Genomic DNA, 21714 nt, shown 5'->3' on the forward strand with positions numbered 1-21714 from the left:
ACAAGGTAGCCGGCCATCCCACCCCCTTCCTGAAATTAATTTTATACTCTTTGAATCTACTTCCTTATTACGAGAATAGAAATAATAACGCTTACATAAAAAGACTTGTAAAAACGCTTTTCGCCTTGCTGTCTGGATCTTTTGTAAGCGCTATCGTTTCAACTTCTTACATAATACCCCATCTTAAAATAATAGGCAAGATCTTTTTAGAAAATTTTTTTCAAAAAAAAATATTTTTCGAGATATTTTATTCACCTCTCTTACCCAAACAATGATTTCCACCCAAAAAAGCGATTAAGAAGGGGAAAACCCTTCGTTAACCGCTCTTGATGTCCATACTTTTTTTCTCAATGAAAAAAGGTATTTCCATTACTTTTTATCGTGATTTATTGATCCAAGTCAAAGAACACTAAAATTTTTTTCATTAAATTAATTTACTTCTTTTTCTTTAAGCTGGACTTTCTCCTTCACATCACGATTAAACAAATAAGTTGGATAGAACCCTCCGAGAACGTCGGCGACATTCTGTGCTGTTTTACGTTTTAATTCATCCTGAGATTCCTCTGAATACCAGGCGGCATGAGGATTTAAGATGACATTATCCATTTTCAGCAACGGATTGTCAGCCAGAATCGGCTCCTCTTCGAGTACGTCTAAGCCGGCACCGGCGATTTTTCCTGCTTCAAGGGCGCGAATAAGCGCTTTTTCATCAATGACCGGACCACGTGCTGTATTAATGATAAACGCCTCTTTCTTCATCGCATCAAATTGAGCATCACTAATCATCCCTCGCGTTGCTTCAATCAACGGTGCGTGGACGGAGACAAAGTCAGAGCGTTCACAGAGTTCATTTAAGTCAACAAGCTCCACGTTCATTTCTTTCGCTACTTCAGCAGGCACATATGGATCGTGGGCAATGACCTTGATTCCAAAAGCCTGCGCCTTTCTCGCCAACGTTTGCGGGATCTTGCCGAATCCAACTAAGCCGAGCACGCGGCCAGGCAAACGGAAGATCGGCACACCGACTTTATAATCCCAGTTCCCGTTTTTCACTGCCTGATTTAATTCAACAACTTTTCTGGCACATGAAATGAGTAGGGCAAACGCATGATCCGATACTTCATCCATGCAGTAGTCCGTTACATTAGCGACGATCACGCCATGCTCATTAGCTGCAGCAATGTCCACCGTGTTGACGCCGACTCCGTATCTTGAGACGACTTTAAGATTAGGCAGGCTTTCGATTACTTTTCGCGTAATTGGTGCATATTGATTAATTAAGCCGACGGCATTTGCTTCCTTCGCTGCCGCAATCACTTCATCCTCGGTTTTACATTGCGAGCGGACAAGGGTCGCGTCAACGGTTGCCAATACTTCCTCTTCTGGTGCCAGTGTTGCAAATTCAAAGTCTGTAATCAATACATTAAACTTACTCATCTCTTCCATCTCCTTTTTATATCTCTTTTACATATCATCATTGATAAAGCCATTCTCATCGAACGAAAGCGGGAAAGGTCCTTCCATTAGCTCAATATTGTCCTGATCTTTGATTAGTTGATAAGCAGCTTCTGACACCATGATTTCCCCAAGCTCAAGCGTATTATGAATGCGGACGATTTTCGCTTCCGGAATGGTAATCCGGTTACATGTGCGCAAAGCTACTACGAGAGCTTCTTTGTCATTATTCATCGCGACCGGGATTTTAGCCGGGTCAAGCACAGTCGATGTAATCGAATTGGCGTAGGTATAGTTGAAATCAATTTTTTCAACGAGACGTCTTGTCGTAACATCGGCCATCCCGATTCCGCACGCATTACCGTGTGTCTTTTCCGTCAAATCAAGGACGATCACCTTCTGAATTGGCGGCGCTTCAAATCCCGGTAACCCGGAGCCGACCTTTCCGGTAATGTTAGGGTCCATCCCTGATCCGCTAATGTCCTTGCCGATTTCATTGACAATAAGCACATCAATTTCAGGCACAAGGATTTTCGGAAGCAACGCCTTTGCTTCAACGAGGAGCTCCTTTTCACGCGACGCAATTTCAGCAGCAGGGATTGCTTCAATTTGTTTTGTTTTATCGTAAGCATTTTCAAGAATCGCCACTCCGAAAATGATCTTGCTATGGGCCAGTACGTAATTCCCAACTTCCGGTATGACGCGTTCAAACTGATCAAAGCCGTATGAATGCATTTTTGTCGCGCCCTTATGCTTTCCGAGTCCGATTCCCATCATTTTCATCAGGCCGCTTTCATAGTCCGCTTTAAAGTCGGTATGTGGCTTGACCCGGTTAATAACGACAATCGAATCAGCCTCTGAAGCATATTTGTCCAAGTAGACAGGCATTCCGGTTTCCGTCGTTCCAAGCTCAATGACTTCCATGCTGGACTTAATTTCAGCGCCAATTGATTCTTCGGTGATGCCATAGCTTGCCAGCACCTGCTTTTGTCCTTCATCCGTCGCTCCGCCATGGCTTCCCATCGCCGGCAGGACGAATGGTACCGCTCCTAATCCTTGCAGCTCTTTGACGACGGCATGGACGATTTCAAACAAATTGGCAATCCCCCGGCTGCCGACAGCGACAGCAACGGAATCTCCTTTTTTAACGGTGCGCTTAATACTCTCTTTACTAATTTCCTGCTTGACAGCTGCCGGAATCGATTCAAGCTTTGCCTGATCAAACTTCTGCTTAACGAGATACATCTTCGGAAAATCAAGCTCATAGCCGCCCGCAAGCTTTACATTCAATTCTTGATTTAACATTTCCTACACCTCCGCTTTTTTGTGACACCATACAAAAGATTACAAGATTTCTGAAAAACGGTTGAATACGCTTCCACTTCAAAAAATGCTTCCCTCTGAAAGCATGGACGAAAAGCAGCCTTCAGCTTGGCTTGAAGAGAGGGTGTGCTATCGGGGTTATTCTTTGGCACATCCCTCTTGTGTAAGACAGACAGGTGAAACTGCTCAAGCCGTGCCGCTGAAAAGCCGCGGCAAACACTTTTCATTTCGACATTGCCGGCTTAATTTCCTCTTGCCTTCTTTACTTCATCGACAAATGCGGCTGCTCTTTTCGTGAGGGCCGCCAAATACGCCTCATCGATTTCGACTTTCGTATTGACAAGCGTGCTTCCGACTCCGGCAGCAACCGCGCCATGCTTAATGTATTCCCCGACGTTATCAAGGTCGATTCCGCCAGTCGGCATGAGAGGAATATGAGGCAGCGGACCGTGTACATCCTTCAAATATCTTGGACCGAAAGCATTGGCAGGGAAAACTTTAATAATATCGCCGCCAGCTTCATAGGCTCGAAGAATCTCCGTCGGCGTCATCGCTCCAGGAATGCTCACCACACCGTAACGCTTCGTTAATTTAATCGTCTCAACGTCGACAGTAGGTGAAAAGACAAATTTCGCCCCAGCCATAATGGCTGCCCTCGCCGTTTCCGAATCGAGCACCGTTCCCGCTCCGACAATGACATCATCCCCTAACTCGGATGAAACCTGCTCAATTAACTGTAACACTTTCGGCGTTTCGACCGTAATCTCAAATGTTTTGACTCCGCCCTCGCTCAATGCTTTGGAAATAGCTGAAATATTTTCCGGCTTTGCTCCGCGAATGACTGCGACTATTCCATTTTCCTTAATTTGGTTTAACAGCTCCATATTATCCTCCCCTTGCTTTTTCATTATCTGCTGACGTCTTCTCCTGTCGCATTCATAAAGTTCTCTACCTCATATTTTTCAGGCAGTCCCTCGACATCCCCATTAATCATCGTGACCATCGCTCCGACAGCATTTCCGCGCCGGACAGCCTGCTCAATTGAAAGACCGTCAAGCAAGCCGGACGTGAAGCCTGCGGCAAAGCCGTCTCCGGCGCCGACCGGATCCACAACCTGATCGACCTTAAAGCCTGAAACAAGCTTGCTTTCCTCATTCGTAAAATAGTAAGCTCCTTTGGCGCCTACTTTTAAAACGACGAGAGAGGCACCTTGATCGAGGAAAAGGCGGCCGAGCGTTTCAGGATCACTTTCCCCGAACATGAACTTCCCTTCATCGATTCCCGGCAGAATAATATCAACCTGTGCAGCAAGATCGAGCAGCACGCGGCGCGCTTTATCCTCCGACCAGAGCTTTTTTCTCAAGTTTGGATCAAAGATAATTTTCACATCATGCTTCTTGGCGATCGCGATCGCTTCATTTATCGCTTCATGACAGCTTTCACTTAAAGCAGGCGTAATCCCTGAAATATGAAGATATTTCGCCTGAGCGATATAGTCTTCCCGGATATCCTCCTTACTCAGCTGGCTGGCAGCCGATCCTTTGCGATAATATTGAACTCTCACTTCATTGGCGCTGCGGATTTCCTTAAAATAAATCCCCGTCGGCGCGCTGTCATCGACCTTGACCTGACTAACATCGACTCCTTCACCGCGAATAAACGCAAGCATTGCTTTCCCTAGCTCATCATCGCCGACGCGGCTGATCCAGCCTGCTTGATGGCCTAAGCGTGTCAGGCCGATTGCATAGTTCGACTCCGCGCCGCCAAACTTCCGCGAAAAGCTGTTGGCATATCTCATCAATCCAGTTGAATCAGGAGTGAAAAGTACCATCGTTTCACCCAAGGCAACAATATCCATATGACTCCCCCGTTTTCTAAAAAATCATCGCCCGGTAAAGAAAGTGAGGCCTCGGACCTCCTGCCTTCACGCTCAAACCCGGGCTGCGGCCGTCCTTAGTGTAAGCATCACCATTCAGCGACTGAACCATCGCGGTGACGCCAAACAGGATTTCTCCAGCGGTGGCCCTGCTCGGCCATTTTCCGTACTTTTTCTTCATTGATTGTGATTCCTAAACCAGGTCCCTGCGGAATCTGGACATGCCCGTCTTTATACTGGAAAACAGATTTATCCGTGATATAGTCGAGCAAATCGCTTCCTTCATTATAATGAATGCCGAGACTCTGCTCCTGAATAAACGCATTATGTGCAGTCGCGTCAACCTGTAAACACGAAGCCAGTGCAATCGGTCCGAGTGGACAATGCGGCGCCAGCGCGACATCATAGGCTTCAGCCATCGAGGCGATTTTCTTGCACTCTGTAATCCCCCCCGCATGGGACAGATCCGGCTGAATGACATCAACATAGCCGTCTGCCAGCAGGCTCTTGAAATCCCAACGTGAAAACATTCTTTCCCCGGTTGCGATCGGCGTGCTCGTATGCTTGGCAATTTCCTTCAACGCCTCGTTATTTTCAGGAAGCACCGGTTCTTCAATAAACATCGGCCGGTACGGCTCAAGCTCTTTTACTAAAACTTTCGCCATCGGCTTATGGACTCGTCCATGAAAATCAATCCCGATGCCGACGCTATTTCCTACAGCTTCCCGAACGGCGGCAATGCGGGCGACGACTTCATCAACCTTGTCATAGGAATCGATGTACTGCATCTCCTCTGTCCCGTTCATTTTCACCGCAGTAAAGCCGGCATCAACGATATCCTTCGCCGCTTTCCCGACATCGCTTGGACGATCTCCGCCGATCCATGAATAGACGCGAATCGAGTCACGACAAGCTCCGCCTAATAATTGGTAGACAGGCGCATTATAATACTTGCCTTTTATATCCCAAAGCGCCTGATCAATCCCGGCGATCGCGCTCATTAAAATCGGGCCGCCACGGTAAAAGCCGGCGCGGTAAAGCACATTCCAGTGGTCCTCAATCCGTAGAGGATCTTTTCCAATCAAAAAGTCGGCCATTTCGTTTACCGCTTCTTTTACTGTATTCGCTTTCCCTTCGACAACCGGCTCGCCCCAGCCGACGATTCCTTCATCTGTTTCGATCTTTAAAAAGCACCAGCGTGGAGGAACGATAAAGCATTCAAGTGATGTAATTTTCATTCTCGTAATCTCCCTTTCTCCCTGATTATCATTTCTTTTCCCGACTAAAATAGATCGATTTTACATTATAAAACTAAGTTTTCGAGATTATGTAAAGGGTATAGCCTTGAAAACAAGGCAAAATAAGGCGCTTTCATTTATCCTAATTGTAGGTGAAAACGATGGTAAAAGCAATATCATCGATTAATTTTTTTAGAAAGCAGCCTTTCTTCGAGCTACGAAAAAGGACGTTGTTCAGTGGCTTCGCTCTATCTAGGCTGTTTTTTTACCTTTAACCCATCTCACTTCTGCTAGTGTGATCGCAGGAACTTTTCAGCAGGAAACGTTTTTGGCTGATTTGCCAAAATCAAAGTCGACAAAGTTTCGCAAAAGCGAGACGGTCGACAGGCTTGTTTGGTAGAAGGATTTGTCTCGATCCAGAGCTGCGAACCCGCTCCCGGGTTGGGGGGTACGCTTTCCGCAGGAGTCGGACCTCCCATCCCGTCCGCTTTGTCTTGGGGGATGCATGACCATAAATAGAGAGATCTATGTAAGACGGAAAGCAACGATTGAACGTCTCTTTAAAGATTTGAAACAAAAGCACCGGTTGCGTTGGTGTCTACGGTCTGAAGAGACTGTTTTGTCCCAGTCTCTTCCGTTTCACAAAAGCCGGTCCAAAAGGATCATCATTCCCTTTTAGACCGCCCCAGCAAGCTTGTTTTATTGGACCGTTGTTTTCAACTCAACGTCAATATTGCCGCGTGTCGCTTTTGAATAAGGACAGAATTGATGCGCTTTTTCAACAAGCTGCTCCGCTTCTTCCTGATTTACCCCTTTTATACGGGCATGGAGGACTACGCCGATTTTAAAGCCGTTATCAGCCGGATCTTCCAACAGGCTTACCTTTGCTTCAAGCTCAGACTCGATGTCTTTCTTTTCTTTTGAAGCGATTAGATTCAGCGCTCCATCAAAGCATGCCGCATAGCCGGCCGCGAATAGCTGTTCCGGGTTTGTCCCTTCCGTTGAAGAAGTTTGTCCCGTTGGCATGACGAGATTATGATCAATCACACCGTTGTCTGATGTCACTTTTCCATTTCTTCCGCCGACCGCTTTTGCCTGGGCGGTGAATTTCACATTGGCCATTTTATTTCCTCCTTTAGCTTGTCTAAAACTGTTTCTTCTTTTTGTATTGACGCCATGTTGCGATTTCAAACATGACATATTTACACACGAAGCATCACACACTACTTTTATAGCTTGTACACAAGGAGGAAAAATATGAAGCAACAAAAAGCCCCTTCATCCGCGACCCCATTTCCCTATATTCCGATGACTTCCCTGACGGACGGCGTCAGCCAACGTATCGCCACTGACCTGTACTGCCTGCCGATCCAAATTGTTAATATTTGCTTTATTGGCAATCCGCAAATCGAACATGAATGGGTGCTTGTAGATACAGGCATGCCAAAATCCGCGGAGCATATTTATGACTTTCTACGCGATTCTTTTGGAAAGGTGACCGCCCCGAAAGCGATTCTGCTTACCCACGGTCACTTTGACCATGTCGGAACGGTTATCGAGCTTTCTGAAGCCTGGGATGCTCCCGTCTACGCACATGAGGCTGAGCTTCCTTTTCTTACTGGAGAAGCCGACTATCCGGAGCCGGACGGAACTGTGGAGGGCGGGCTGCTCGCTAAGCTTTCTCCTCTTTTCCCAAATGAGGCGATTACCCTTTCAAGCCGTCTAAACGTCTTGCCCGAAGATGGAAGCGTTCCTTTTTTACACGACTGGAAATGGCTTCATACACCCGGTCATTCGCCAGGCCATGTCTCCTTTTTTCGCGAACATGACCGCACGCTGATCGCCGGGGACGCGTTTGTTACTGTAAGACAGGATTCTCTTTACAAAGTGCTGACCCAGAAGATTGAAATAAGCGGCCCTCCCCGTTATTTGACAACCGATTGGCAGGCGGCCTGGGACTCTGTTCGCAAGCTGGCTGCGCTTGAGCCCTCTGTCGCTGTCACCGGTCATGGACTGCCAATGTTCGGCCAGGATTTACGAGACAAGCTTCAGCAGCTCGCTGAGCATTTTGCGGAATGGGCGATTCCGGACCACGGCCGCTATGTCGATAAGCCGCTTCATTAGTAACGTTTTGCTCGAAGGACAAAAAAGACAGCAGCTTTTGTCAGCAACTAACGATGACAATGCCGCTACCTTTATAGCTGACGGGGATGCTCGATTTTCAGCTTGCTGAGTCATCCCCTTCAATCCGATAAAACGGAACCCAGACTGTCCGCCCTTCTTTCTTATAGCTTACATAAAGCAACGTATCATAAAACGTGCTCATATAAATCTCTTTCCCGGCAAGGGCTCCCCCCTGCTCACTTACATAAACACCTGTCGGCTGATAGTAGCGCTCAGGATTTTCTTCAAACGAAATATAGCTGTTGCGATGCTCATACACATGATTTTGATATGTAATGGTTCTAGGCAGATCATCTTTTTTTGCCAGACAGCCGTTTAACACCAGCATGATCACGACCGTTTGCAATAAGAAAGATTGCTTTCTCATCAAACCAACTCCCGTACCCATTATGATAGTATGTACGAGCAAAGCAGGGAAAGCGTTTCATTTAGGCTGAATGTTTTTTATCCTTTGTCATCTGAAAGCTGTTGAAAAAGGACGATTTTCAGTGGCCTCTCGGCTGCCTGGTACTAGGAGCTAATCTTTCCCACTATTTTTTGTTCATAGAAAGTCATATCTGTTTAAATAATCGCGAACTTCTTCCAATTTCTCTCTCCCGGCTTCCAACGCGGCAATTGCTTCTGTGCGGAAATCGTGAAAAACAGCCTCATTGCCGCCCGCCCTGTCATACAATTTTGAGTCCGGCTGCTGATTGATCAGGATAAGCTCCTTCCCCTCTACCAACTCTTCCACCAGCCTTGTCAGCGTCGGCATTGAGCAGACCCAGCCAAACTGCTTAAGTAGCTGCTGCCGGAGATCCGAAGCCGAACAGGCCTCACTTTTCCCTTGCATCACCTTCATAATTAAAAAAGGCAAAACCTTTTTATACTCTAAATATTGGCCAATAAACGGGAAATCCACCTCTGTCAAAGATGATTTGAACCGTTCAGCAGTTGCGGAGTGACAGCGTTGAACCGTTTGGTCGATACACATTAGATGCGCTTCAATGACCCGCCTCCATTCCCTGCATTGAACTTTTAAGTATTCCTTTCCAGTCATCGTAATCGTAAACGGTTTTTGAGGATGATGATAGGAAGGCATTAAATAACCTTGATATGTAAGAGACTTATAAAGATTGTTCACCTTTGACCTTATCGTAGAGGAGCGTTTGAACAACGAAAAATAGAGTGGAAGATTGGTTGAAATAGCGTTTGTCTCCTCACCGAGATAAATTCGATGTAATACGAGCCAAGAGAGTAATGTTTTTTTTGTTAAAACTTCTTTTTTCATTCGATCTGTATTCCTCCAGGCGTCAAAAAGCTAAATGACCTCTTTTTTCCTTTCAAGAAATCTCTTCTCCTTGTCTCTACCTCCTTTTCTAAATTTTATCTGAAAGGAGAAGCCGTCCTTATTATACCATATTTTGCTTATTCATACGTCAACCGTCTTAAAATTCCGAATATTGTTTTCGGAATTTTAGGCTCGCCGGAAAGATGTAGTATAATGAAAGGAGAAAAAGATAGGAGGAAGAAAATGGAGCGAAATCCTCAAACTGCAGATGGATGTCAACAGCTTCTCCGGCAAACGATTGTTCCATTTGCCGAAAGAGCCGCTTTTCATGATGAAGAAGCCAGCTTTCCATTTGAAAACCTTGAAGATTTAAAAAGAATCGGGTATCCGGCCTGGACTGTGCCGCGACAATTTGGCGGTCTGGAGCTTCCTTTACGAACCTGGCTTTCGTTTCAGGAAATGATCGCCCAAGCAGACGGAGCAACGGCCCTTTCAATCGGCTGGCATGTCGGGATTGCCTCCCAGCTCAATGTGAACGACACATGGCCAAAGCCGGTGCTCGATCGCGTTTATCAGGATATCGTCGATTCCGGCGCGCTGCTTAACGCCGCAGCAACTGAACCGGAGACCGGGAGCCCGACCCGTGGCGGGAAACCAACAACAAAAGCAATCAAAACAGCAGACGGCTGGCTGATAAATGGACGAAAGTCGTTTACTTCGATGGCGCCAGCTCTTGATTATATACTTGTTACAGCTACATTGCCTGATGGAGAGGTCGGTCAATTCCTTTTACACCACTCCGATCCGGGTATCCGTATTGACGAAACATGGAATACGATTTCGATGCGGGCAACGGCCAGCCACGATCTTTATTTGGAGCAAGTCGAATTGCCGGCCGACCGCCTTGTGGAACGGATCACCCTCGGGCCGAAAAAGCCGGCTGGCTGGTTGTTGCACATCCCCGCCTGCTATCTCGGGATTGCCCAGGCGGCACAGGACTTTGCGGTTTCCTTCGCTTCGACCTATTCGCCAAACAGCTTGAACGGGCCGATTAAGGATTTGCCTAATGTTCAGATGAAGCTCGGCGAGAATGAAGCCTCGCTCCTCCAGGCGCGGTACTTCTTATATGGAGTCGCACAAAAATGGGATGAAGCGACCGCCGATCAAAGACAGCAGATGCAGCCGGAACTAGGGGCGGTTAAATTGAAAGCCGTCAATGCCGCGCTTGACATCGTCGACCGGGCGATGCGTGTCGTCGGCGCGGAAAGTTTATTTAAAAAGCACCCTCTGCAGCGCTACTACCGCGATGTCAGAGCCGGGCTTCATAATCCGCCGATGGATGACAGCACGCTGCTAATGCTGGCTGCCAATGTGCTTCGTACGAGGACGGACGGCGAACGTTAAAAGATTCGAGGACGGACCCCATGAGTCCAGCCTCGAAGCAATAAGCGGTTAGTTGAAAAGCTCAGACCGGAGAAATCCGCTTCGGTCTGAGCTTTTCGCTCGTCAATCCGTCTGCTGTTTCTTTCGAAAGTCACTTTTGTTAGTCCTTCTTCAGCTTTGCGGCAATTCGGTTGCCTAAGGACTGGAGCCCCTGAACGAGAATGATCAAAATAATGACGGTCGCATACATCACATCAGGCTCATAGCGCAAATGACCGAAACGGTACGCAAGGTCTCCCAAGCCACCGGCCCCGACCAAACCGGCCATCGCGGTAGCGCCAATCAGACCAATTGTCGCAATCGTTAAGCCGAGAATCAAGGATGGACGTGCTTCCCGTACCATGACATTCCAGATAATATGCCTTGTTTTGATGCCCATCGCTTCATAGGCTTCAAGCACGCCCTTATCGACTTCAAGCAAGGCTGACTCCATTAAACGGGCGATATACGGAGCAGTATAGACAACAAGGGGAACGATAACCCCTTTTACGCCCATCGATGTTCCGACAACGAGCTTCGTAAATGGCAAAATAAAAAACAGGAGAATAATGAACGGAATAGAGCGAATCACATTAATCACAGCATTTAGCAGCTGATACACATATTTGTTCTCCAAGCTTTTATTCGGTCTTGTTAAAACCAGCAGCGTACCCAGTGGCAAAGCTATGATAATGGAAATGATCAGCGAGATCGACACCATTTGGAACGTTTCAATCGAAGCCTTCCAAATCGCTTCGCCCCAGTTATCAAAAAATTCATTGATACCATTCATGGACCATCCACCCTTTCTACATACACTCCCTCTTCAACAAGGAAGGCAATCGCTGCTTCCGTCTGTTCCACCGAACCTTGCAAATGGACGATCATTCGCCCGTACGGTTCATTTTTCAGCTGAACAATATTGCCCGACATAATATTTGTATAAACGTCAAATCGCTTCGCCACTTCGGCTAAAGCCGGCTTCCCCGTTGATTGTCCGACAAACGCCAGCCGGATGATCGGGCCCTGCTGATGAAGAGACATCAGTACTTCTTCAGGAATATCTTCCGGAAACAGACTATTCATAAATTTCTTCGTCGTCTCGTGCGCCGCCTTGGAAAAAATATCAATAACCCTGCCTTCCTCGATCACTTTCCCGTTTTCCATAACCGCAACCCGGTCGCATATTTTTTGGATGACGTGCATTTCGTGCGTAATCAGTAAAATTGTAATCCCGAATTCCTGGTTAATTTTCAGCAACAGCTCCAAAATGGCTTCCGTCGTTTCCGGATCAAGCGCACTCGTCGCTTCATCACTTAACAATACCTCTGGCTCGTGGGAAAGAGCGCGGGCGATCGCAACACGTTGCTTTTGCCCGCCGGATAGCTGAGCCGGATAGGAATCAGCTTTTTCTTCCAGCCCGACGACGTCAAGGTATTTTTTCACCCGCCGATCAATTTCAGATTTCGGCACTCCGGTCAGCTTTAGCGGGATCGCAATATTTTCATAAACGGTCGCCGTCTTCAATAAGTTAAATCCCTGAAAAATCATGCCGATATTTTTTCGCGCTTCTCTTAATTTTGGAGCAGCGAGCTTTGTCATTTCCACTCCGTTGACGCGTATGCTTCCTTCCGTCGGGCGTTCAAGCATATTGACACAGCGAATCAGCGTGCTCTTTCCCGCGCCGCTATAGCCGATCACGCCATATATTTCCCCTTTTTTCACATGTAGTGAGACATCATTTAACGCGTGTACGCTCCTTTTCTTTGCGGAGAAAATTTTATTCACTTGGTTTAATTCAATCATCACTTTTCCACTCCTTACTCTTTATAAAGTGATTTTCTACGGACAGCGAGCAGGAAAGCACCCGCTTCCCTGCTCGCTATCAACTCTCTGTTTGCCGTTCGGTTCACCAGGCTTACCAGGAGGCGACTACCGAGCCGGCGAATTCTTCTTCGATAAATTGCTTCACCTCGTCAGACTGATAAATCTCAATGAACTTTTGCACGACTGGATCATCCTTGTTTTCCGTACGCGTTACAATCAGGTTCACCCATGGTGAATCGCTCGCCTCAATAAAGATCGAATCTTCCGTCGGCACATAGCCATGCTCAATCGCGAAGTTTGTATTGATTGCTGCTGCCGCAAGCTCATCCAATTGTCTTGGAATCTGCGATGCTTCAAGCTCAATAAATTCTAGGTTTTTCGGATTTTCGATAATGTCGCTGACCATCGCTGATGAACCGGCTTCCGGGTCCAATTTAATCAACCCCGCAGCTTCAAACAGCATCAACGAACGGGCGCCGTTGGTCGGATCGTTCGGCAAACCTAACGTATCACCTTCTTGCAGCTCGCTGACATCCGCTAATTCCGTTGAATAAATCCCCATTGGAAAATTAACAGCCGTCGCCACATCAGTCAGATCAAGATTGCGATCTTCCTTAAAGTCTTCCAGGTAAGGCTTGTGCTGGAATACATTCAAATCAAGGTCACCCTCATCCAACGCAACATTCGGCATCACATATTCGGTAAACACGACAGGATCAATCTCCAGCCCCTGCTCGGCTGCCAGTTCCTTTACTTTTTCAAGAATTTGCTCATGCGGGCCAGCCGTTACGCCGACAACAAGCTTTTCTTCGGAAAGCGCTGTGCCTCCTTCGGCACCTCCTGCATCCGTTTCTCCTGCGTCCCCTTCACCGCTCGTTCCGCAAGCAGCCAATCCAATAAGTGATAATGCTGTTACTGTTGATAATAAAAACTTTTTCATCTGGTTCTCTCCTCTTCCTTACTTATTCTCTATTTTTTTATATGCTTCCACAGTTTGAATACTGGAAACTACGTCTTTAATTGAAAATGCTTCTTCCATGAAGTGAATCGACTCCCCCTCGGCCAGCGTATAAGCAGCAAGCTTTTCAACTGTTTCCTGATCGTTCTGCAGCCCCAGCTCTCCGAGAGAGGACGGAAGGTTGATCTTTTCATAGAACGAGAGCAAAGCCTGGAGCTCGTCAAGCTGTTGTTCTAACGCAACCTGGACAAGAATGCCATATGCTACCTTTTCGCCATGTAAAAAAGAGTGCGTCTCTTCAAATTGCGTCAACCCATTATGAACGGAATGGGCCGCGGCGATCCGCCCATATTCATCACCCAGTCCGCCAACAAGACCTCCGGCTAAAATCGAGGTTTCCATAATGGCGAGCAAGGAAGGCGTGACGCGCTGCTCGCCGAGGGCGGAAAGCGCCTGCTCACTTTCAGCAAGGATTACATCCCGGCAGACCTGCGCCGCCTTCAGCGACATCATGACCGGAACCCGCGGCTCAGGCAATGCTTTCGTTAAAGCTTTCGCCTCATACCACTTGGCAAGCGTATCGCCGATTCCGGCGCGCAAATAGGCGGCCGGAGAATGAGCAATGATTCGCGGCTCAAGGAGCACAACCCACGGATTTTTTATGTATGGCTGATACCGTAAGTAATCGCCCTGCTCGGTATAAATGACACTTAACGGCGTCCAGGCGGCACATGTTGAAGCAAGCGTCGGCAGGAGCATCACCGGAATGTTCAGCTCGTTGGCTGCCGCCTTCGCGATATCCATCACCTTTCCTCCGCCCAGGCCGATGATGACATCACTCTCGTGCTCAGATGCTACATGAGCAACGCGCTCAATTTCCTTCAGTGAGCACTCCCCCTGATAATGCTCATAGCTGACGGCCACCTCTGTAAAGGCGGGCAAATAATCGCGAGCAGCCTCCCAGGACTTCTCGCCGTGAAGCAGCAGCGCTTTTTTGATCTGACCTTCTATTAATAAAGCCTCAATTCTGTCGTAGACATTTTCTTCACACGCATAATAGCTTGGTGAACCTTGGACACGAATCGCTTTCACCTTTCTCCCCTCTTTCCTCTTCCCTGCCTATAATTTTCTATAAAACTGATAAAATTAGTTGGTTTAATATTAAAATAGTATATAGAACCTTGCGAAAAAATACAATATCTTTTTTGAGAATTGAGAAAAATAAATCGTCTATTCTCTTATCATCCATCCCAATCACTTTAGCATTTTTCCACCACCTACCATTTTGACCCACTTTCTCTTTATTTCCTGTAAAAAAGGGCGCCCCTTTACGAGACACCCTTTTATTGTACCATTATTCAATTACGCTATTAAAAAAGAGGTAAACCCAATCATCCTGGACATACATAAGCACATCTCTCGTGATGATTTTTTCTAGAACTTCTCTAAAGAAATTTCTAAAAAAAGTATTCTTCCATTCAGAACATTGGTTTCGTATCTATTGGTAAACTGATTTTTCACAAATTGATACTTGATCTCGAAATAATCAGAACTAAACATTTAACCCGGATTCTCTTTAGCGTATATTCATTTACTACTCGTTTTATCTTATCATTTCTTCTCTTCCTTTATTATTTTGTTCTGCTTCATTTTTCATAGAAATCACCTGTCTACATGTAATGAATGCGACAATCAGGGCATTACAAAATAATATGATGAAATTATTTGTACTGATAATACTTATTGAGACTACTAAAAATGCCAATCTTTCAATCATATTAATTTCCTTTAAAAACGCTCCAGATAAAGAAACCGATAAAAACATAATCCCGACCACGGCTGTAAATATTGTAACAACGATCGCTAACCATTCGCCTTGTAGTAAAAGCTCATTATGAAATACAAAAATATAAGGAATCAAAAATGCAGGAATGGCTATTTTAAAAGCTATAAGTGATGTCATCATCGGCTTTGCCCCAGCAATCCCGGCTGCAGCATAAGAGGAAATAGCTACTGGTGGAGTAATACCGGAAAATACGCCAAAATATAAAGCAAATAAATGAGCCGCCAAAACATTAATTCCCAAGTCTACTAAAATAGGCACAGCAATCGCTGCCACCATTATATATGCTGCACTTGTTGGAAGCCCCATCCCCAAAATAATGGAAGCAAGCATTACCATAATTAAGACTAAGATAAGACTTCCTTGTGCAAACCCAACCACGGTAGATGTAAACGTTATTCCGAGACCTGTTAAACTAAAAACTCCAATAATAATCCCAGCTGCAGCACATGTCACGCCTATCATAATCATAGACTTCGCACCTGCACTTAATGTCATAATAATTTGTCTCCACGACATCCTAGTAGACTTTCTTAATAATGAAACGATTATTGTTGAGGCAATTGCTACTAATGCAGCTAAATATGGCGTATACCCATAAAACAAGGCGGCCACAATTACAATGATAGGCAAAGATAAATGAATATGTTTCAGGACATATCTCCACTTTGGCATTTCTTCTTTAGGCAAACCTTTTAACCCCATTTTCACTGCTTGAAAATGTACACTAAACCAAATACCTACAAAGTAAAGAATGGCAGGAACAACAGCAGCTATAATAACGGAGGTAAAAGGGATCCCAACAAATTCTGCTAAGATAAACGCAGCCGCTCCCATAACAGGGGGGAGTATTTGACCTCCGGTTGATGCTGCAGCTTCGATACCACCCGCAAAAGCTGGTTGATAACCAACTCTTTTCATTAACGGAATCGTATATGCCCCAGTAGATGTAACATTTGCCGTTGAGCTCCCAGCAATTGACCCCATTAAAGCACTTGCTATTACAGACACTTTTGCAGGTCCTCCTTTATAATGACCTGCCGCGGCGTAAGAAAAGTCAATGAAAAATTGCCCAACTCCTGACTTTTCTAAAAACACGCCAAATAAAACAAACAGGAAAATATAGGTTGCTGAAGCTGCCAGCGGTATCCCGAAAATTCCTTCTGTTGTAAACGCCAATTGTTCAATTAACCTTTCAAAAGAAACTCCAGTATGGGAAAAGGGTCCCGAAAGAAGATTACCGAATAGTGCATATAATATGGCAACAAAAGCAATTATGACCATACTATTTCCGACGATTCTTCTGGTAGCTTCTAATATACTCACAATAAGTATTACCCCAAACAGTAAATCTAACGAGGTTAAACCATCTACATAAACCATTCGGTTAATGATTCTTTCATAATCGAGAACGGTTAAATATAATATGCTGATAAAAGATACAATAAAAAGCATGACATCGATAATAAGAGTACCGATATTGCTTTTGCCCTTTAATAAAGGGTATATTAAAAAGGAGACAGGTAATAGAAAAGCTAGATGAAGCCCCCGCATCTTAAAAGCTTCTAAAACCCCAGTCAACCCAAAATATACATGATAGATTGAAGCACTGACAGTTATTAGAAAGACGATAATTTTGATAACTTTTCCGTAGCTTGTTTTATTGTCGGCAGAAATTGAATCGGTGCTCATGTTTCCCCTCCTTCTATCGTACCAATGCGCAAAAAAACATTACATTGACACCTATATATCGGCTAAAATATACAGCTCAAACTTCTTTCTACCCAGTTATAATGAAAAACTGCTAAGAAAGAAGAATGAGCGGGATCCTTATTATTTAAAAACTCAGGTCACTCCTCAACTAATCAACAGCTACTCCAACTTCTTCATAGTAACGTTGAGCACCTGGATGGAGGGGCGCTCCCAATCCTTCGGAAGCTTTTTCTGGATCTGATAGAAAGTCATTTACACCTGCATTGATATTTCCTAAAGTATTATTACCAGCTTCCGAATTCATCCATTTAGTCACTTCATAAATTATTTCTTCAGGCATATTCTTGTTGGCAATGATCACTACACCACCGCCAACTGTATTGACTGCCTCCGCTTGGTTATTGTACGTATTAGCTGGTATATCCATTGCCTGGTACCCATATTTTTCTGATAACGCTTCCGCAACTTCTTCCGACAAACTTAAAAACTTTAGATCTCTTGATGACATGATCTCTTCAAAAGGAGCGGCTGGATAGCCCGCTAACGAGGTCACAGCTTCAATATGACCGTCTCTAATTAAAGAACTGGCGTCGCCCATGCTTACAAACTCTACTCTTCCTCCCCACTCTTCCAAGTCATCATAAGTAATCCCATACTCTTCTAGAGCCCTTCTTGTTAACAGTTCATTTTCCGTTCCTCGATTACCGACAGAAATCGTTAAAGGATATTGCTTTTCCTTAACATCTTCAAATGAATCAATTTCAGCACTCGCGATGACTCCAATATGGAAAAGCGATTCGAAAACTTTCGCTATTGTAGTTACATCTTCTAACTGATTATCAAATGGTTCAATGCCTTCAAAAGCTGCATAACTTAGACCAGAACTGGAATGACCCATTTGCGCTTCATTTCTCCCTACAAGTTCTAGATTAGCTAAAGCACCACCAACTACTACTGATCTTCTTGTTCCTTCAAAGGTGTTGCCGATGTATTCACCAATCGCCGCACCGATCGGATACATGGAACCAGATTGCTCCCCCATTGTTAAGGTTATATCCAAAGCTTCACTAGAATTACTTTCTTCATTTCCACATGCAGATAAAGCAACTACTATTATGGCAAAAAAGAATAGGGCGAGACCCACAGTTTTTTTCATCAACATACACTCCTTCTATCAATTTATAATTTGGAACACTTTATTTTCATAAAAAGAGCTTTCATTCATTTACACAATAGCTAAACCGTTTTTTTCATTCCGTTTAATGCCAGCAAATCTAACTCCTTCGTTATAAGATCAATTTCTGCTTTAATGCTTTCTTCGATCGGGACATTAGGGTTTCGAACATTAGCGGTAGAGATAATCCCACCGTCTTTTAATATTTGTTTATGGACCGACATTGCATATTTCGCAAGTGTCCCGATACGAATTAAAGGTAAATGTTTATAAAAAAGCTTTTTAGCTTCATCTTGTTTCCCTTCATCAAACAGAGAGAATATTTTGACACAGACATCTGGAAATTCACAAGCCGGCATTGTTCCGACAGCTCCTCTTCTTATTTCCTCAAACAGATACATCCCGTTTAAACCACCGAACACCTTTAATTTCCCTTCTGCTTTTTGTAATACTTCAGAAATTTTAATGGTAGTAGGGGGTGCCTCGACTTTAACATACTTAATATTCGGGCAATTTCGAGCTAATGTAACCATTATTTCTACAGGGATAGTTACGCCTGACGCAATAGGGGCATCCTGCATCATAATTGGAATATTTACTACTTTTGCAATTTCAGCGAAGTATTCATAAATTCGCTTTGCATCAGGCTTTACCATGTAGGGAGGAGTAACCATTAAAGCACTTGCCCCCATTTCTTCCGCCTTTTTACTATAATGAATTGCTTGTGCTAAGCCTGTTGCTCCAGTACCAAACACGATCGGTACTTTACCATTAACCTCTTTTATCACGATCTGACTTATAAGGTCTCTCTCCTCTTCCGTCAATGTATACATTTCACTTGCGTTGCCAAAAATCGCAATCCCGTCTACTCCGGCATCTAATTGAAATTGAATTAACCTTTCAAGGCTTTCAACATCAACTTCATAATTTTCATCAAATGGTGTTGCCAAAATTGGATAAACTCCCCTTAACTCTACATCCCTCATTTTAATTACCCTCCTGAATTTTGGAATAATACCTTACTTTTTCTTCATCCACCGTGATCCCCAGGCCAGCACCTGAAGGAAGTTCATAGAAACCGCTTTCACAAACTAGGTCATTTGACACCAACTCATTAGCAAGCGGAAAAACAGTTGGTTGATATTCAAGCATGTAAAAATTATGAATCGCAGCACTCACATGAAGAGTAGCAGCTATGCATACCCCTAGTCCAACACTAAGATGGGGTGCTATCGGGATATTAAAAGCCTCAGCCATATCAGCAATTTTTTTGGCTTCCGTAATGCCTACTCTTCCTATATCCGGTTGTAAAATATCTCCTGCTCGTTTAACCAGCCTTTCTTTAAATTGATATTTTGTCCGTTTTGCTTCCCCTATAGCGATCGGGATCGATGAGTGACTTACGACGAAACAATTCCCGTCTATATTTTCTGGTAAAACCGGTGCTTCGATAAACTGCACCTCATAAGCCTCCAGTTTCTTCGCTAAAGTTAGTGCTTCCTTAGGAGAGTAGTTCCAATGACAATCAACCATAAAGTTAAGGTCAGGGAATTCTCTTTTTAATTCCGCTATGATGTGGACGTCCTCTTCTAGACTGAATCCAAGGTGTAACTTAATGTAATTGAAGTTTTTGTTTTGCCACTCACGTGCGAGTAGTTTCTTTTTGTCAATTGCTTTTTTTGGTAATCCTGAAACATAAGCCTGAATTTTTGTACGGTGGTTTCCTCCGAGTAAATTATAAATTGGTTGATTATATTTCTTACCCGCTATATCCCATAAGGCGATATCTATTGCGGTTATAGCATCCACCATGAAACCAGAAAAGTAACCACGTTCTCTCATAGAGTTGTATAACTTATTCCAAATAACATCCATTTTACAAGGGTTTTCTCCAAGTAAATACGAGGCAAATAGTTTTTCTATGATCGTTGCGGATACTTCCGGTACGACAGGAGAAAGGCATTCTCCCCAGCCAACAATCCCTTGATCAGTTGTGATTTTCACTAATAATGTTTCTAGTTTCTTTGAATAAAATGATCGATATTCAGGACGTAAATAATAATCTGCTTCTGAAGTCTGCAGCCCGGTCGACTCCCCTAAATAAATGACACCCTTATCAATTTTTAGAGGAAACACTTCAATATTTGTTATTTCCAATTCCCAACCACCTCCGTTAGCTTTAATGAACAAAATAGCACAATCGCAAAAATTAATCCCCCTTCATTAACAGAAGAAAAAACCACACCAAAAATGGATATCTAATCCGTATAATGAAATTAAATCACAAAAAATAAACAATTTCAATTATTTTATTCTGGTTTTTTAAATAAATACAGTGAATTGAAAGTATATGTTCATTTTTCATCGATTTTGTTTTATAATTTGGATATCAAATCCGTAATTATGAAAATGGTGGTGACCTTAATGTCTACTAACAATGGTAAATCTCAAAGCCTGGACAAAGCTTTACAATTATTAGAATGCTTTTCAGATGTAAACTTCGAATTAAGAGTTTCAGACTTTTGCAAAATGTTGAATATGTCTCAAAGTAGTGTATCAAGATTAATTAACACCTTAGCAGATCGGGGTTTCGTTGAAAAAAATGATTTTTCTGGAGCTTACTACTTAGGAAAGAAAGTAATTTCTTTAGCCGGAATATCGCTGAATAATTATGAAATTAGAAAGCAAGCGTTACCAGAACTTCACAACTTGGAGAATAAAACAAACCTTAGTGCAAATTTAGCTATATTAGATCATACAAAAATGTTTTATTTGGCACATGTCGACAGTAAGAGGTCGCCAAAAATGTATACCTTAGTCGGGTACACAAACCCCTTACATTCTACCGGAATAGGAAAAGTATTATTAGCTCATCTAGACGACGAGGAATTAAATCAAATTGTAAACGATATTCCTTTAACGCCCTATACAATCAAAACAATCGATAATAAGCAAAAGTTACTAAAGGAATTAGAGCTGACTCGCAAAAGAGGTTATGCAATTGAGCTTGAGGAATTAGCATTGGGAAGAGCTTGCATTGCAGCTCCCGTGAGAAATAGAAGCGGCAAAGTAGTAGCTGGTGTTAGTCTCTCGGGACCTTTATCCGAAATCCGACTTGAGGAGCAACAAGAGGAGCTAGCAAAAATATTAATTGAAGCAACTGATTTAATCTCTATTAAAATGGGTTTCATGCACTCACCCAGCAACCTCTCTGAAATTAACTACTAAAAACCTATGATAATTAATGGGCACCTTAAAAGTTGAACCGTCATCAACTTTTAAGGTGTTTTTGTTTTTTATAACTACGAGATAGTTGTAAAAAACGTTCTGCAGCCCAATCGGATAGGAGGTTACTCATTAGTTGAGTAGCCGACCTTCCACACCACCGTACGTACCGTTCGGTATACGGCGGTTCCTAAGTTTACACCTTA

General features: G+C 44.0%; 19 protein-coding genes. 3 read left to right on the top strand and 16 right to left on the bottom strand.

The genetic code is table 11. The annotated features are described in order from the left end of the window. Window positions 1–429: 429 nt before the first annotated feature. From ABMB67_RS08675 to ABMB67_RS08700, 6 genes are all read right to left on the bottom strand, one after another. Window positions 430–1437 carry a C-terminal binding protein gene (locus tag ABMB67_RS08675; protein WP_251223591.1) on the bottom strand — a complete coding sequence of 336 codons (1008 nt, stop codon included), beginning with the start codon at window positions 1435–1437 and terminating at the stop codon, window positions 430–432. Between the two features lie 27 nt (window positions 1438–1464). After that, a complete protein-coding gene (locus ABMB67_RS08680) occupies window positions 1465–2760 on the bottom strand; it encodes a nickel pincer cofactor-dependent isomerase, group 22 (RefSeq protein WP_251223592.1) in 1296 nt (431 codons plus the stop codon). Between the two features lie 260 nt (window positions 2761–3020). Continuing rightward, window positions 3021–3662 carry a bifunctional 4-hydroxy-2-oxoglutarate aldolase/2-dehydro-3-deoxy-phosphogluconate aldolase gene (locus tag ABMB67_RS08685; RefSeq protein WP_251223593.1) on the bottom strand — a complete coding sequence of 214 codons (642 nt, stop codon included), beginning with the start codon at window positions 3660–3662 and terminating at the stop codon, window positions 3021–3023. Window positions 3663–3685: 23 nt separating this feature from the next. Beyond that, window positions 3686–4636 (bottom strand): sugar kinase, encoded by a 951-nt coding sequence (locus tag ABMB67_RS08690; protein WP_354571809.1) that lies wholly within the window; start codon window positions 4634–4636, stop codon window positions 3686–3688. A gap of 107 nt (window positions 4637–4743) precedes the next feature. Beyond that, on the bottom strand, window positions 4744–5892 hold the full coding sequence (gene dgoD / locus ABMB67_RS08695; RefSeq protein ID WP_251223595.1) for a galactonate dehydratase: 1149 nt from the start codon (window positions 5890–5892) through the stop codon (window positions 4744–4746). Between the two features lie 699 nt (window positions 5893–6591). Further along, the gene (locus tag ABMB67_RS08700; protein WP_251223596.1) at window positions 6592–7014 is read right to left on the bottom strand and encodes an organic hydroperoxide resistance protein; all 423 of its coding nucleotides are present in this window, start codon (window positions 7012–7014) and stop codon (window positions 6592–6594) included. Window positions 7015–7149: 135 nt separating this feature from the next. Here ABMB67_RS08700 and ABMB67_RS08705 point away from each other — a divergent pair, with 135 nt between their 5' ends. Beyond that, window positions 7150–8016: an MBL fold metallo-hydrolase gene (locus ABMB67_RS08705; protein WP_354571810.1), complete on the top strand. Its 867-nt coding sequence runs from the start codon at window positions 7150–7152 to the stop codon at window positions 8014–8016. A gap of 97 nt (window positions 8017–8113) precedes the next feature. Here the strand turns inward: ABMB67_RS08705 and ABMB67_RS08710 are convergent, their stop codons facing one another. Together ABMB67_RS08710 and ABMB67_RS08715 are read right to left on the bottom strand one after the other, a co-directional pair. Further along, on the bottom strand, window positions 8114–8443 hold the full coding sequence (locus ABMB67_RS08710; protein ID WP_251223597.1) for a hypothetical protein: 330 nt from the start codon (window positions 8441–8443) through the stop codon (window positions 8114–8116). Window positions 8444–8617: 174 nt separating this feature from the next. Further along, window positions 8618–9346, bottom strand: a complete 729-nt coding sequence (locus tag ABMB67_RS08715; protein ID WP_354571811.1) for a hypothetical protein — start codon at window positions 9344–9346, stop codon at window positions 8618–8620. 243 nt (window positions 9347–9589) lie between these two features. On the opposite strand from ABMB67_RS08715, the gene ABMB67_RS08720 reads away from it, so the two are divergent. Further along, window positions 9590–10750: an acyl-CoA dehydrogenase family protein gene (locus ABMB67_RS08720; protein ID WP_354571812.1), complete on the top strand. Its 1161-nt coding sequence runs from the start codon at window positions 9590–9592 to the stop codon at window positions 10748–10750. Between the two features lie 139 nt (window positions 10751–10889). Here ABMB67_RS08720 and ABMB67_RS08725 read toward each other — a convergent pair whose 3' ends face one another. The 8 genes from ABMB67_RS08725 to ABMB67_RS08760 form a co-directional block, all read right to left on the bottom strand. Beyond that, window positions 10890–11561 carry a methionine ABC transporter permease gene (locus tag ABMB67_RS08725; protein WP_251223600.1) on the bottom strand — a complete coding sequence of 224 codons (672 nt, stop codon included), beginning with the start codon at window positions 11559–11561 and terminating at the stop codon, window positions 10890–10892. Beyond that, window positions 11558–12574 (bottom strand): methionine ABC transporter ATP-binding protein, encoded by a 1017-nt coding sequence (locus tag ABMB67_RS08730; protein WP_251223601.1) that lies wholly within the window; start codon window positions 12572–12574, stop codon window positions 11558–11560. Before ABMB67_RS08730 ends, ABMB67_RS08725 begins: the two co-directional genes overlap by 4 nt. A 112-nt stretch (window positions 12575–12686) precedes the next feature. Next, the gene (locus ABMB67_RS08735; RefSeq protein ID WP_354571813.1) at window positions 12687–13535 is read right to left on the bottom strand and encodes a MetQ/NlpA family ABC transporter substrate-binding protein; all 849 of its coding nucleotides are present in this window, start codon (window positions 13533–13535) and stop codon (window positions 12687–12689) included. 18 nt (window positions 13536–13553) lie between these two features. After that, window positions 13554–14645 carry an iron-containing alcohol dehydrogenase family protein gene (locus ABMB67_RS08740; protein ID WP_354571814.1) on the bottom strand — a complete coding sequence of 364 codons (1092 nt, stop codon included), beginning with the start codon at window positions 14643–14645 and terminating at the stop codon, window positions 13554–13556. 511 nt (window positions 14646–15156) lie between these two features. Further along, window positions 15157–17088, bottom strand: coding sequence for a TRAP transporter permease (locus ABMB67_RS08745; RefSeq protein WP_354571815.1), 1932 nt, complete (start codon window positions 17086–17088; stop codon window positions 15157–15159). A gap of 169 nt (window positions 17089–17257) precedes the next feature. Beyond that, window positions 17258–18265, bottom strand: a complete 1008-nt coding sequence (locus ABMB67_RS08750; RefSeq protein WP_354571816.1) for a TAXI family TRAP transporter solute-binding subunit — start codon at window positions 18263–18265, stop codon at window positions 17258–17260. Between the two features lie 80 nt (window positions 18266–18345). Then, window positions 18346–19269, bottom strand: a complete 924-nt coding sequence (locus ABMB67_RS08755) for a dihydrodipicolinate synthase family protein (RefSeq protein ID WP_354571817.1) — start codon at window positions 19267–19269, stop codon at window positions 18346–18348. Between the two features lies 1 nt (window position 19270). Then, window positions 19271–20440, bottom strand: coding sequence for a mandelate racemase/muconate lactonizing enzyme family protein (locus tag ABMB67_RS08760; RefSeq protein WP_354571818.1), 1170 nt, complete (start codon window positions 20438–20440; stop codon window positions 19271–19273). A gap of 267 nt (window positions 20441–20707) precedes the next feature. Between ABMB67_RS08760 and ABMB67_RS08765 the strand changes: the two genes are divergently transcribed. Continuing rightward, entirely contained in the window at window positions 20708–21511 is an 804-nt protein-coding gene (locus tag ABMB67_RS08765) for an IclR family transcriptional regulator (RefSeq protein WP_251193047.1), read from the top strand. Window positions 21512–21714: the final 203 nt, after the last annotated feature.

The organism is Halalkalibacter oceani (genome assembly GCF_040544555.1).
In the GTDB taxonomy this organism is placed as follows: Bacteria; Bacillota; Bacilli; order Bacillales; family Bacillaceae_D; genus Halalkalibacter; species Halalkalibacter oceani.

Bases quoted from the DNA above. Each gene is read 5' to 3' on its own strand.
- dgoD (WP_251223595.1), bottom strand. From the start codon at position 5,892: ATGAAAATTACATCACTTGAATGCTTTATCGTTCCTCCACGCTGGTGC.
- ABMB67_RS08755 (WP_354571817.1), bottom strand. From the start codon at position 19,269: ATGAGGGATGTAGAGTTAAGGGGAGTTTATCCAATTTTGGCAACACCA.
- ABMB67_RS08765 (WP_251193047.1), top strand. From the start codon at position 20,708: ATGTCTACTAACAATGGTAAATCTCAAAGCCTGGACAAAGCTTTACAA.
- ABMB67_RS08750 (WP_354571816.1), bottom strand. From the start codon at position 18,265: ATGAAAAAAACTGTGGGTCTCGCCCTATTCTTTTTTGCCATAATAGTA.
- ABMB67_RS08720 (WP_354571812.1), top strand. From the start codon at position 9,590: ATGGAGCGAAATCCTCAAACTGCAGATGGATGTCAACAGCTTCTCCGG.
- ABMB67_RS08700 (WP_251223596.1), bottom strand. From the start codon at position 7,014: ATGGCCAATGTGAAATTCACCGCCCAGGCAAAAGCGGTCGGCGGAAGA.
- ABMB67_RS08685 (WP_251223593.1), bottom strand. From the start codon at position 3,662: ATGGAGCTGTTAAACCAAATTAAGGAAAATGGAATAGTCGCAGTCATT.
- ABMB67_RS08675 (WP_251223591.1), bottom strand. From the start codon at position 1,437: ATGAGTAAGTTTAATGTATTGATTACAGACTTTGAATTTGCAACACTG.
- ABMB67_RS08725 (WP_251223600.1), bottom strand. From the start codon at position 11,561: ATGAATGGTATCAATGAATTTTTTGATAACTGGGGCGAAGCGATTTGG.
- ABMB67_RS08680 (WP_251223592.1), bottom strand. From the start codon at position 2,760: ATGTTAAATCAAGAATTGAATGTAAAGCTTGCGGGCGGCTATGAGCTT.
- ABMB67_RS08705 (WP_354571810.1), top strand. From the start codon at position 7,150: ATGAAGCAACAAAAAGCCCCTTCATCCGCGACCCCATTTCCCTATATT.
- ABMB67_RS08735 (WP_354571813.1), bottom strand. From the start codon at position 13,535: ATGAAAAAGTTTTTATTATCAACAGTAACAGCATTATCACTTATTGGA.
- ABMB67_RS08730 (WP_251223601.1), bottom strand. From the start codon at position 12,574: ATGATTGAATTAAACCAAGTGAATAAAATTTTCTCCGCAAAGAAAAGG.
- ABMB67_RS08715 (WP_354571811.1), bottom strand. From the start codon at position 9,346: ATGAAAAAAGAAGTTTTAACAAAAAAAACATTACTCTCTTGGCTCGTA.
- ABMB67_RS08710 (WP_251223597.1), bottom strand. From the start codon at position 8,443: ATGAGAAAGCAATCTTTCTTATTGCAAACGGTCGTGATCATGCTGGTG.
- ABMB67_RS08745 (WP_354571815.1), bottom strand. From the start codon at position 17,088: ATGAGCACCGATTCAATTTCTGCCGACAATAAAACAAGCTACGGAAAA.
- ABMB67_RS08690 (WP_354571809.1), bottom strand. From the start codon at position 4,636: ATGGATATTGTTGCCTTGGGTGAAACGATGGTACTTTTCACTCCTGAT.